General features: G+C 43.5%; 11 protein-coding genes. 6 read left to right on the top strand and 5 right to left on the bottom strand.

Features of this window, described 5'->3' with window-relative positions:
• The first annotated feature begins 261 nt into the window (after positions 1-261).
• The 5 genes from LU276_RS07295 (at position 262) to LU276_RS07275 (ending at position 4768) form a co-directional block, all read left to right on the top strand.
• A complete protein-coding gene (locus LU276_RS07295) occupies positions 262-1293 on the top strand; it encodes an ABC transporter substrate-binding protein (RefSeq protein ID WP_284673200.1) in 1032 nt (343 codons plus the stop codon).
• Positions 1294-1628: 335 nt separating this feature from the next.
• Positions 1629-2639 carry an ABC transporter substrate-binding protein gene (locus LU276_RS07290; RefSeq protein WP_284673199.1) on the top strand — a complete coding sequence of 337 codons (1011 nt, stop codon included), beginning with the start codon at positions 1629-1631 and terminating at the stop codon, positions 2637-2639.
• 118 nt (positions 2640-2757) lie between these two features.
• The gene (locus LU276_RS07285; protein ID WP_284673198.1) at positions 2758-3669 is read left to right on the top strand and encodes an ABC transporter permease; all 912 of its coding nucleotides are present in this window, start codon (positions 2758-2760) and stop codon (positions 3667-3669) included.
• Between the two features lie 15 nt (positions 3670-3684).
• On the top strand, positions 3685-4479 hold the full coding sequence (locus LU276_RS07280) for an ABC transporter ATP-binding protein (protein WP_284673197.1): 795 nt from the start codon (positions 3685-3687) through the stop codon (positions 4477-4479).
• 10 nt (positions 4480-4489) lie between these two features.
• Positions 4490-4768 carry a hypothetical protein gene (locus LU276_RS07275; protein ID WP_284673196.1) on the top strand — a complete coding sequence of 93 codons (279 nt, stop codon included), beginning with the start codon at positions 4490-4492 and terminating at the stop codon, positions 4766-4768.
• 179 nt (positions 4769-4947) lie between these two features.
• On the opposite strand, the gene LU276_RS07270 is transcribed toward LU276_RS07275, so the two are convergent.
• Entirely contained in the window at positions 4948-5502 is a 555-nt protein-coding gene (locus LU276_RS07270; RefSeq protein WP_284673195.1) for a carboxymuconolactone decarboxylase family protein, read from the bottom strand.
• A 224-nt stretch (positions 5503-5726) separates the two neighbouring features.
• Between LU276_RS07270 and clpB the strand changes: the two genes are divergently transcribed.
• Positions 5727-8300, top strand: a complete 2574-nt coding sequence (gene clpB, locus LU276_RS07265; RefSeq protein ID WP_284673194.1) for an ATP-dependent chaperone ClpB — start codon at positions 5727-5729, stop codon at positions 8298-8300.
• 46 nt (positions 8301-8346) lie between these two features.
• Here the strand turns inward: clpB and LU276_RS07260 are convergent, their stop codons facing one another.
• From LU276_RS07260 to LU276_RS07245, 4 genes are all read right to left on the bottom strand, one after another.
• A complete protein-coding gene (locus LU276_RS07260; protein WP_284673193.1) occupies positions 8347-9126 on the bottom strand; it encodes a glutaminyl-peptide cyclotransferase in 780 nt (259 codons plus the stop codon).
• Positions 9127-9377: 251 nt separating this feature from the next.
• Positions 9378-11345, bottom strand: a complete 1968-nt coding sequence (locus tag LU276_RS07255) for a TRAP transporter permease (protein ID WP_284673192.1) — start codon at positions 11343-11345, stop codon at positions 9378-9380.
• A gap of 131 nt (positions 11346-11476) precedes the next feature.
• The gene (locus LU276_RS07250) at positions 11477-11989 is read right to left on the bottom strand and encodes a DUF1850 domain-containing protein (RefSeq protein ID WP_284673191.1); all 513 of its coding nucleotides are present in this window, start codon (positions 11987-11989) and stop codon (positions 11477-11479) included.
• A complete protein-coding gene (locus LU276_RS07245) occupies positions 11989-12996 on the bottom strand; it encodes a TAXI family TRAP transporter solute-binding subunit (protein WP_373627698.1) in 1008 nt (335 codons plus the stop codon). The genes LU276_RS07250 and LU276_RS07245 overlap by 1 nt, the downstream gene beginning before the upstream one ends.
• Positions 12997-12998 lie beyond the last annotated feature (2 nt).

Here is a 12998-nt window from a genome sequence, read left to right as displayed (position 1 = left end):
AAATCCCAAATTATGATTTGGGATTTTTTTTGGGTGGGTGAGAGAGCGATTAAGCAAAAGAGCAAAAAAGACTTGGGCAAATTTAATCAGATGAGCTGAAAGTGAGAGAAGTTGCCTAAGTCCTAAGTTACAAAACGCAGTCAATGTGATACAATGGCGTATCATCTAAATAATCAATATTGGTTAATTCAGTAATGTTGGCACAACGAACCAAACATTGTGCCAAACCCATCTTGTGATGAATTTCTTTTGGAGAAAAAGATGCAATCTATTCATGTCTTAAAATTATCCGCTGTGACATTGACGGCGGCCGCCTTGGTTGCCTGCAATCAAGCTAAAGTTCAGGAGTCAAAAGCGACAGAGTCGGCAGAGACTGCAACCAAAGCACCCAAAACCATTGCCATCAGTGCCATTGTTGAGCATCCATCACTAGATGATATTCGTCATGGTGTCATTGCAGGGCTTGGGGATTTGGGCTACAAAGATGGTCAAAATTTAACGGTTAATTTCCAGTCAGCACAAGGAAACATGGCGACTGCAGGGCAAATCGCCAAGCAGTTTGCTGCAGATGGTCCTGATGCGATTGTTGCTATCTCAACCCCAACCGCCCAAAGTCTAGCTGCTGCCACACAGGCGATTCCGCTGATCTACACAGCGGTGTCTGACCCTGTCGCCGCCAAACTCATTGACCATAACAACATTGCCATACAAGCAAACATTACAGGTCTATCAAGCCAACTGCCACTTGAGCCACAGATTGAACTGTTTACCAAAGTCAAACCAGATGCTAAGCGTATCGGCTTTGTGTATAGTCCAGGTGAAGCCAATTCGGTATCGCTAAAAGAACGCCTACAGGCAATTTTGCCAAAATATGGCATGACTCTGGTGGATATTCCGGCCAATCGTTCAGCAGATGTGGCAAGTGCGACCCGTGCTCTAGATGGCCGTGCAGATTTGATCTACACTTCATTGGATAATAATGTTGCCACTGCGATGGAAGCGATGGTGAATGTAGCCAATGAGCTTGATTTGCCCATCATTGCATCAGATGAATTTTCGGTGCGTCGTGGTGCAACTGCTGCTTTAGGGGTGAATGATTTTGATTTTGGTGTGGTAACAGCACAGATGGTTGCTCAAGTACTAGACGGTAAACAGCCTAGTGAAATCAAACCACAGGTCATGAATGCACTGACCTTGTATATTAGCCCAAAACACGCTAATGAGCAGGGTGTGGCTTTAAGTGATGAAGTTAAAAAAGGTGCTATTGATGTTGATGTCACACCGAAACAATAAAGCCTAATTGGTATCATCAATAAACACAACCCTAATCATTACTATGATTGGGGGGGTTGTGGGTTTTGGGTTGGTATCAAGCGTATTTTCTTAATCTTAATTTGGTGGTGATAAGCTGGTAAGTTAATTGCAAAGATGCACTTGAGATGCAAGGTGGTATAACAACTTTTGGTTAATGTAGTCTAAAATTAAAAGTGATGATTACTCATGGGTGATGGTTTTTTTATGATGTTTTTGTTATCAATGATTGAAATCTGATGACAATTTGTTTATGATGAATTATTTTTTATTGATAATCTCCCCTAATGTATGGGATGACAACTTTGGAGATGAGTATGTTACATTCAAATCGCATCAATGGACTTGCTAAATTGATGGGCGTTACGCTGCTAGGAGCAACATTGTTTGGCTGCGGTGGTAATCAGACAGAAGTATCCGCTGACACCCAGACAAGCACAAAAACCGTTGCCATTACTGCCATTGTGGAGCATCCGGCACTTGATGAAGTGCGTCAAGGTGCAATCGAGGAGCTTGGCAATGCAGGCTATAAAGAGGGCGAGAATTTAACGGTAAACTTCCAATCTGCACAAGGCAGTACTGCTACTGCAGGACAAATTGCTAAGCAGTTCGCTGCGGATAATCCTGATGTCATCATCGCCATCGCCACCCCATCAGCTCAGTCTATCGTCGCTACGACCAATACCATTCCTGTGGTATTTTCAGCGGTTACTGACCCTGTTGAGGCAAAACTGGTGGGTACTCTTGAGGGTTCTGGTACGAATGTAACAGGTGCGTCTGATGTGTTGCCACTTGAGCCGCAGCTTAAGTTGATTAAAGAGATTGTGCCAAATGCCAAGAATATTGGGTTTGTATATAGCCCAGGTGAGGTAAATTCTGCTGTTACGCTAAAAAAACTCAAAGAGATTGCCATGCCTATGGGTCTAAATATCATTGAAGCACCTGCCCAAAAAGCAAGCGATATTGCCATGGCTGCCCAAAGCCTAGTCGGTCGTGTGGAGGTTATTTATACCCCGACAGATAACAATGTATTAAGCTCTTATGAAGCACTTGCTAAAGTTGCTAAAGAGGCTAAGTTGCCATTGATTGGTTCAAATACTGATACAGTAGCACGAGGTGCAATCGCAGCACTTGGCGTGAACTATCATGAACTGGGTATCCAAACAGGCAAAATCACAGCACGCATTCTAAAAGGTGAGAAAGCGGGCGAGATAGCCATCTATCGTGCTAGCGAGCTTGATTTGCATGTTAGTCCAAAGCACGCAGTAGAGCAGGGTGTAACATTGCCACAGAGTATCTTAGATAAAGCCAAAAAGATTATTGAGTAGCAGTACTTAGCATCGCCTTCGCTGTTGGGCTAAGAGATACTTTGTGTTGGGTTGTTGTATGTGCTAGCCCATAAAAGCCGTGAGCTAGCACCAATTTAAATAAACAAGAGCAAAAATTATGTCGTTACTTGCCTTTTTTGGGGCGTTAGAACATGGGTTTATCTATGCGTTGATGGCACTGGGTGTGCTGATTTCTTTTCGCATTTTGGATTTTCCAGATTTGACGGCAGATGGTAGTTTTCCGCTCGGTGGGGCGGTTGCAGCGGTTGCCATTCTTGCAGGTTTTAATCCTTGGGTAGCTTGTATTTTTGGTATGGTTGCCGGCATGGTAGCAGGCGTGGTTACGGCATTTTTAAATGTTCGTTTGGGCATTTTACACCTACTGGCAGGCATCTTGGTTATGACTGCGTTGTGGTCAATCAATCTGCGTATCATGGGTGCGTCTAACTTAGCGATATTGGGGGAGACGACTGTATTTAGTGCTGTTAGCAGTGGAGAAAATAGCCCTTGGATGCGAGTGCTTGTTGCTTTGGCTGTGGTGGTGGTTGCTAAGTTATTTTTGGATTGGTTTTTTGGTACCCAAACAGGGCTTGCCATGCGTGCCACAGGTTCAAACTTAAAAATGGCACAGGCACAGGGCATCAACACCTCACTGATGATTGTGCTTGGCATGGCAATCAGCAATGGCTTGATTGCTTTGTCAGGGGCTTTATTTATCCAGACACAAGGTGCGGCGGATATCTCTATTGGCATTGGCACAATCATTATTGGTTTGGCCGCGGTGATTATTGGCGAGACGGTACTGACAGCCAAAAAAATGTTTTGGATTACGCTGTCGGTGGTGATTGGTGCGGTGTTCTATAAGCTATTCATTCAAATCGCCTTATCAAACCAAACCTTGCGTAGCATTGGCTTTGGTGCTCAAGATTTAAACTTGGTAACGGCACTATTGGTGGTGTCTGTGCTTATGTTGCCAAAATTTCGCAGTAAATTGATGGCAAAATTGAATAAAAAATCAGTGAATGGCTAACGGAGTGATGGGCTTATGATGATTGCAAAAGACCTGCGTTTGACATTCAACAAAGGTACACCGATTGAAAATCCTGCCTTACAAGGCGTCAGCCTGCATATTACAGCCGGTGAGTTTGTTACCGTAATTGGTACTAATGGTGCAGGTAAATCTACTTTTTTAAATACCATCAGTGGGGCGTTACAGCCTGACTCTGGTTTGGTGGTGATTCATGATAAAGATGTTACTAGATTGCCTACGCACAAACGCAGTCATTTAGTGGCACGAGTATTTCAAGATCCGATGGCGGGTACTTGTGAAGCCTTGACCATTGAAGAGAATATGGCATTGGCATTTAAGCGTGGTGGTATTAGGAGTTTGGCATCGGCATTAAACAACAAAAATCGTGAGATTTTCCGTGAAAAACTTTCTATCTTAAAACTTGGACTGGAGAACCGCTTGACCGACCGCATGGGGCTGTTATCAGGCGGTCAGCGTCAGGCAGTAAGCCTGCTTATGGCAAGCCTGCAACCATCTAAAATTCTCTTGCTTGATGAGCATACGGCTGCATTAGATCCCAAAACGGCTGCTTTTGTGCTTGAACTGACGGATAAAATTGTCCAAGAAAATGGTTTGACCACCATGATGGTAACGCACTCAATGCAGCAGGCACTCACTCACGGAACACGCACAGTGATGCTACACCAAGGTCGTGTGGTGCTTGATGTGTCAGGCGATGAACGGCACGGCATGACGGTACAGGATTTATTGAATATGTTTGAGCGTACTCGTGGTGAAAAGGTTGCTGATGATGCGTTGCTATTAGGCTAAGGAGATGGTCATGAACAAAAGATTGGCGAATATATTATCCTTATCCTTATTCTTTGTGGGTGTGATGGCGGTGGCGATTAGCATTACACAAAACAATGGCTATGCCTATCACGCATTTGCTCTGTGTGCGGTGCTTTCGGTGCTTGCGGATTTTATCAGTATCAAAACTGGCAATAAGATGGCAACCGCCACAAGGGGGCAAAAACGCTTTGTGTTGATTTTTCAGGCAGTGGTATGGGTGATTGGTTTGATACTGGTTTATTCTTTTAAATTATTTCACCCAAGCTAAATATCTAAAAAGTTAAGCATGGTCTGTTTAGGGATGATTGTGTTGGCATTTGATGAATGAAATGATATTTCAAGGTTGGTGTTGCTTGAAGGATTGCGATTTTAATTTGATATGCTTTGCCATGGTAAACAAAATAACCTATTGTTTTAACAGGTTATTTTGTTTTAAAACTGATATGATTAACGATTTGGTGCAAAAGCGGATAATTCTGGGTTGGTGTCGGTTTTGGCAACGGTGTTTGCATAATTGCATAGTGTAGCCAGTGCCACACCCATGATGACATCTAGGACATTTTGGTCGTTATAACCTGCTGATTTAAAAGTCTTTAGTTCTTCATCAGACACTTGACCACGCTTGTCAATAAGTTGCATGGTGAATTGGGCTAAGGCTTGATATTTTGCATTTTCATCAATACTGGTGCGAGTACGCAGTGCTGTTACGACTGCAGGTGACATTTTTAGGCGTGCTTCGGCGATTTTTGTGTGTCCTGCTACGCAAAAGTCGCAGTTATTATGCACAGCGGCGGTAATCTGCACTACCTCAATTTCCTCTGGTGTGAGCGAGTTTTTGCTATTCATCTTGCTCACTTCTTGATACATTTCCAGTGCTTGTGGTGAATTGGCAAGCACGCCGATAAGATTTGGAATAAAGCCATTGGTTTTTTGTACAGCTTCCATGCGTTCTTTAGCATTTTCTGGGGCGGTGTCTAGGGTGTGTAGAGTGAGACGAGTCATGTTTATTCTCCAATATAAAAAAGACAGACTTTCTTTATATATGGGAATGACCCAAAAAATTACAAGGGGTGTTAAAAAATTTATAAATTATATTAAAAATCAATTAGTTATAAAATTATTTATTCATTATCAGTCATTGTTTATTGAAAAAATCAAAATGCCTAGCATATATTTGACAACAAAGCAAGTCAATTTGACTGCACATCAAACCATTAGGAAACTCAATGAACTTTGATAAATATACCCATAAACTTAAACAGACCCTGCAATCCGCTCAGTCGCTTGCGGTGAGTCGCAGTCATACTGCTATCTTTGCCGTGCATGCTTTATCAGTGCTGACTCAAGATGATGCTTATCGTGCCATGCTGACTCAGGCAGGGGCGAATTTGACAGTATTACAAAGCGAGCTTGATAACAAGATTGATGCTTTAGCAACACTATCAAATCCTACAGGTCAGGCAAGTATCGCCCCTGACTTGGCACAGGTTTTGAATTTGACCGAAAAGTTTGCCAATGAGGCAGGCGATGAATTTGTGCCATGTGAGTGGCTGTTGTTTGCTCTTGCTCAAACTGCTGATACCAAGACCATCTTGGATAGGTCAGGTCTCAACACCCAAAAATTACAAACCATCATCAATCACATCAGAGGGGGAGATGCCGTGAAGACTGCCAATGCTGAAGAAACTAGAAACGCCCTAGAAAAATACACCATCAATCTAACCGAAAGAGCAAAAGAGGGCAAGCTTGACCCTGTCATCGGACGAGATGATGAGATTCGCCGTACGGTGCAAGTCTTATCCAGACGCACCAAGAATAACCCTGTGTTGATAGGTGAGGCTGGGGTGGGTAAAACTGCGATTGTTGAGGGACTTGCTCAGCGTATCATCAATGGCGAGGTGCCAGAGAGTCTAAAAAACAAAGAGGTGTTATCGCTTGACATGGGGTCGCTCATTGCTGGGGCGAAATATCATGGCGAGTTTGAGGAGCGTCTCAAGGCGGTATTAAACGAGCTTGCCAAACAAGATGGCAATATCATCTTGTTTATTGATGAGCTACATACCATGGTTGGGGCAGGTAAAACCAGCGGAGCGATGGACGCTGGCAATATGCTAAAGCCTGCCTTAGCTCGTGGCGAGCTTCGCTGTGTGGGAGCGACCACTCTTGATGAATATCGCCAATATATCGAAAAAGACCCAGCACTTGAGCGTCGTTTTCAAAAGGTGTTGGTTGATGAGCCAAGTGTGGAGGATACGGTTGCTATTTTGCGTGGTTTAAAAGAGCGTTATGAGCTACATCATGGGGTTAAAATCCTAGACAGTGCCATCATCGCCGCCGCTAAGATGTCGCACCGCTACATCACCGATCGTCAATTGCCCGACAAGGCGATTGATTTGATTGATGAGGCGGCTTCTCGTATCAAAATGGAGCTTGATAGTAAGCCTGAAAGTTTGGACAAACTTGATAGACGCATCATTCAGCTAAAAATGCAGTTGGAAACTGTCAAAAAAGAAGATGATGCAAGCAGTCAAGCACAGGTGAAGCAATTACAAGCCCAAATTGATGAACTAAGTAAAGAATATAACGACTTAGAAGAGATTTGGAAAGCAGAAAAAGCCCTAGTGGAAGGCACAAAACACGCTCAAATTGAGCTTGATAAAGCACGCATCGCCTTAGAAAAAGCTCAGCGAGAAGGCGATTTTGCTGAAGCAGGTCGCCTACAGTATGGCGTGATTCCAGAGCTACAAAAACGCCTGACTGATGAACAGCATGATGAAGCAGATGCACCCAAACTGCTTAGAAATAAGGTTACGGATAATGAAATCGCCGAAGTGGTCTCGTCAGCCACAGGAATTCCTGTTGCCAAGATGATGCAGGGCGAGCGTGAGAAGCTTTTATCCATGGAGATGGCACTTCATGAGCGGGTGATTGGTCAGGATGAAGCGGTCAAATCGGTCGCCAATGCTGTACGCCGTAGCCGTGCAGGGCTATCCGACCCCAATCGCCCAAGCGGTTCATTCTTATTTTTAGGACCGACAGGCGTGGGCAAAACTGAGCTGACTAAATCATTGGCTAATTTTTTGTTTGATGATGAAACTGCCATGGTGCGTATTGACATGAGCGAGTTTATGGAGAAGCACAGCGTCAGTCGTTTGGTGGGTGCTCCCCCAGGCTATGTTGGCTATGAAGAAGGTGGGGTACTGACTGAAGCTGTTCGCCGTAAGCCTTATAGTGTGGTGCTTTTTGATGAAGTAGAAAAAGCTCACCCAGATGTGTTTAATATCTTATTGCAGATCTTAGATGATGGGCGTTTGACCGACTCTCAAGGGCGTGTGGTGGACTTTAAAAACACTGTAATTATCATGACATCAAACCTTGGTAGCCAAAAAATCTTTGATATGGCAGGCGATGAATACGAAGCAATCAAATCTGCGGTCATGGATTCGGTGAATGCTCATTTCCGCCCTGAGTTTATCAATCGCATTGATGAGATTGTGGTCTTTCATCCACTGGGTCAATCGCACATGGCAGGCATTGCCACTATTCAGCTTGACCGCCTAAGAGCCAGACTCAAAGAGCGTGAGCTAGGACTTATGATCTCAGAAGAAGCGATGAATGAGTTGGTGTCGGTGGGCTATGACCCTGTGTTTGGGGCAAGACCGTTAAAAAGAGCTATTTTGCAAGAAATTGAGAATCCTCTTGCTCAAAAACTGCTAGGAGGAGAGTTTGTTTCTGGCGATACCATTGTAGTAGGCGTGAATAACAAACAGCTTGTTTTTGAAAAATTATGCCTTAACTGATGTTACCTTAAAAAACAGACCGCTTTTGGTCTGTTTTTTATCATGACTAAGGTAACTCCACCTCAAAGATTAAAGGGTAAAACTTACCTGTAACATAAAAACGATTGCCGTTGATATGGGCAATACCATTGAGAACATCTATTTTTTGGCGTTGTTCTTGGGTGAAATTGGCATTTTGTAATATGTCGGTCAAATCATAAAATTGGACGACATTTCCGTTTTTTGGGTTGATTTTTATGATGAGGTTGGTCTGCCAGATATTGGCGTAAATAAAGCCATTGGCAAATTCTAACTCATTGATAAACTTTAGGCTTCGCCCTTGATACCGTACAGGAAAGGTGCTGATAAGCTCAAAAGTTTTGGCGTGGCGAATTTGTAGGCTGTCTGTACCATCTGACATATAAAGACGATCGGCTGTGCCATCATAAGCTAGACCCCAACCTTCGCCTGCATAGTGTGCATTACGCACAATCTTAAAGGTTTGTAAATTGCGTAAAAAGGCAACATTTTCTCGCCATGTTAATTGCCAAATCCCATAAGGCGTGATGGTTGCCCCTTCACCAAAAAATTCATGCCGTAGGGTGTCTTTTATTGTGTGATGCTGTGTATCTAGGTCAAAGATACCAATGGTTGATTTGCCATATAGACCTGTTGCCATGAGTAATTTTTTGCCATCTAGAACTTCAAGACCTTGCACAAAAGCCTTGTCATCACTTGGATGGGTGGCGATGAGTGTGGCGGTGTTTGCACTTGCGTTTTGATGAAGTGGTGCGAGTAAAGCAATCAGGGCGATTTTATAAAATATTGCAAAAAATCGGTGTGTCATAAAAGTCAAATGATAAAACAATATATTTACCCAAAATACCCTATAATCAGCCTAGCGTCAAGAGATTTTGGCACAAGAGACATGAAGTCTGTGTTAGGGCGTACCAGTTTAAGCGTTAATCTAAAAACATCGTTGTGATATCGTCGTCTCTTGTACGCATCTTATCAAGTACGCTTATCAAAAGAGCATAAAATAGCCAAGTTAGACAACTTGGCTATTTTGTTAGATGAAATAACTGCTTGTTGAGAGTCTTATTTGGCGGATTTTATGTTTAGCACAATCATACTTGCCACAATAGCAATGCCGATAATGTCTGTGATTGTTTCAGGAATAATCAAACAAAACGCACCTACCGCCAAGATGATGCGTTGCCAAATTGGCATGGGGGCCTTGAAATAGCCTTCAACTGCCGATGACAAAGCAAGTACGCCAATGATAGAAGTGATGGCAACACTGATGATGACATGCCAAGCAGGCATGGCGAACTCTTTGGCGGTAACAGCGATATCGGTGGTGTCTATCATCATCATGTTCGGATTGTACACAAACATGAATGGCACGATAAAGCCTGCTAATGCCAGTTTTAAAGACTGCCAGCCTGTTTTCATGGGGTCGCCACCAGAGATACCTGCACCAGCAAAGGCGGCCAGTGCGACAGGTGGCGTGATATTGGCAAAGATCCCAAAATAAAAAACAAACATATGTGCCACCAGTACAGGAACATCAAAGTTAGCAAGAGCAGGTGCTGCCATTGTGGCGGTGATGATATAGGCAGGAATTGAGGGTAGTCCCATGCCAAGCACCATAGAGGCAATCATGGTGAGCAATAAAGTCAAAAATAATGACCCTGCACCTAAGGTAACGATTGATGAAGTCATTACCGTGCCAAAACTGGTTAAATTTACCACACCGATGACGATGCCTACGACCACGCACGCTGCCATGACAGACAGTGATTGTTTGGCACCATCTATCAATGCCGCAACGATGTCTGATAGCCCCATGCGAGTTTCAGGACGCAACCAGCTTACGATGACCGTAACACCAATTGTGTAGGCCGCTGCATAGCCAACAGGCATATTTTTTGCTAATAAATAAACCAAAAAAACAATGGGAAGTAGCATATGACCACGAGCTTTTAGCACGGCTTTGACTTGTGGCAGATTGTCTTTAGAGATGCCAGTTAGGTTGTTTTTACCGGCACGAAAATGCACCTGTGCAATCACGCCCAAATAGTATAGCAAGGCTGGCAGTGTGGCAGCCAAGGCAATCGTACTGTACTTCACCCCTGTGGTTTCTGCCATGATAAAGGCGGCTGCTCCCATGATGGGCGGTAAAATTTGTCCGCCAACTGAAGCACTGGCTTCAACTGCACCTGCAAAGTTTTTATCATAGCCAACTTTTTTCATAAGGGGGATGGTGAACGCACCTGTGCCGACAACATTTGCTACCGCAGCACCATTAATCGAGCCCATAAAACCACTTGAGATGACGGCAACTTTTGCAGGACCACCTTGTTTATGACCTGCCAATGCAAGTGCCAAGTCATTAAATAACTGACCCATGCCAGAGCGAGCCAAAAACGCACCGAATAAAATGAACAGAAAAATAAAGGTTACTGAAGCACCGATGGCAGTTGAATACAGACCTTCGGTTTTTAGGTATAACTGCCCAAAAATATCTCCCATATCATATGCTCGGGTCAGCAGGCGGTCAGGCATAAAATCCATATGGCTGATGAATGGGTATGCTAAAAATATCAGTGCAAAAATTGGTAATATCCAACCTGTAATACGCCTTGCACCCTCTAGCACCACCAGTACAGCAATGATTGAGAACATGACATCAAGCTGATTGGGTATGCCGCCACGCACACTGACAATGTCTTGGTATTGCCAAATCAAATAGCCTGCGGTTGATAAGGAAGCGATGAGCCAAATCCAGTCAAACGGAGCAACTTTATTGCGTGCAGATTTTTTGGTGGCAGGATAAATCAAAAAAATCAAGCCAATCCCAACTGCCACATGAACTGAGCGTTGTATCAGCTCAGGCAAAGGATTGAATGTGATATATAGATGGAAAATAGAATAAGCAATGGCAAGGGCAGCGATGATATAGCTGGTCGCTTTTCCCATGTTATTTCTGGTAACAGATTCACGGTCGTACTTTTCTAAAATCTCTTGTGCATCTGATGGGGGTGTGGATGAGTGTGAGTTCATGACAATGTCCAACAAAGATTAAAACATACAATTTAGGGCATCTACAATAGAGCGTATCATCAACTGAGCTGATGACGATTGGGTTGGTAATTGGTCTTGTGTAACAATGAATTTAGCTTGATGAAACTGTTTTAAGGACTGGTAATTAGCGATTGGCATGTTGGTATGGATTGATTTTGCCAAAAGGTTAATTTTTGTGGCAAAATCCGCACTTCGCTTGGCTGTTCAATCAGCTGATACACCGCCCAAGTTTGTGCGTCATCAATGCCATCACCCAAGATAATCTCGCCTTGCATATTGGCTGAGACTAGCCAGTTGAGTTCTTTTAAGGTTAGATGAACAGCTTGACCAACATAGCCATCTGGGGCATCAACAGTACTTCCTAGACTGGGTGTGCCTGCCCCAAAGGTCTGTAGGTAAGTCTTGTTTAGGGCGATGTTTGGATAATGCAGTTGATACACTTCCTGCCAGTACTGCCTTTCAACAGAATGTCGCCATTTTAGACTAAAAACATCAGGTAACCGACAAGAGATGTCTTTAATATGTAGCATGGCGACTGTGTTGATTGGCACGGTTGTCATCAATACAAACAGAACAACCATCATAATCATTATGACGGTTGTTTTGTTGGTGTGATTGAGCATTATTTTTTGTCAGCCTGCTCATCATAGTAGCGTTTTGCACCTGGGTGTAGTGGTGCAACTAAGCCTTTTTGAGCGTTTTCTACGCTGATGTCATTGGCGGCTTGGTGAGCGCTTTTTAGCGTTTCAATGTTATCAAACAGTGCTTTTGTCAGCTTATAAACATCATCATCACTCATGTCTGAACGAACCACTAAAGCATTTAAGATGGCAGCAGTTGGTATGGCAGTCTCGTTGCCATAGGTGTTAGCAGGGATATCCATTGGGATAAAGAAGGTTTTATCTTTGGCGATCTCTTGAAGTTTGTCAGCAGGTACACCGACAATTTGTAGATCAAAACCTTGCTGTAGTTCCATCAGTGATGAGTTTGGTAGACCGCTGGTTAGGAATGCTGCGTCTAGTTTGCCAGATTTTAGGCCATCGGCAGCTTCTGCATAGCCTAAATAGTCAACTTCGATGTCATCATAAGTGATGCCAAATCCTTTAAGTAGGGCACGAGTAGCTACTTCAACACCAGATCCTTGAGCACCAACGGCGATTCGCTTGCCTTTTAAATCCTCAATAGACTTAATGCCAGAAGCACCAGAAGCGACAATTTGTACATAATTTGGGTATAGGCTTGCGATTTGAGAAATGCCTTCAACATTGGTAACAAATTTGTTTTGACCATTGACTGCATCGCTTAAAGCATCACTCATGACGAATGCCATCTCAAGTTTCTTTTGAGACAACAGATTGATGTTCTCAACCGATGCTCCTGTGGTTTGAGTTTTGGCATTGACACCAAAAGTCTTGGCATAATACTCGGTCAATGCTGTACCAATGATGTTATAAGGACCTGATGCACCGCCTGTACCTACAGTTACAAATTTAGTTTCCAATTTATCGCTTTGTACAGCTGCTGTTTGGTCTGCTTGTGGTTCGGCTTTGTCATTACTGCAACCACCAATTAGCATGGCAGATAGTCCTAAAGAGACCGCTAGCGTTAAAGATTTGAGAGTTACTTTCATGT

It is taken from the genome of Moraxella haemolytica, from assembly GCF_030177935.1.
In the GTDB taxonomy this organism is placed as follows: Bacteria; Pseudomonadota; Gammaproteobacteria; order Pseudomonadales; family Moraxellaceae; genus Moraxella; species Moraxella haemolytica.
The sequence above is the reverse complement of the archived record's forward strand: the minus strand, read 5'-3'. Positions and strand labels throughout refer to the sequence as shown.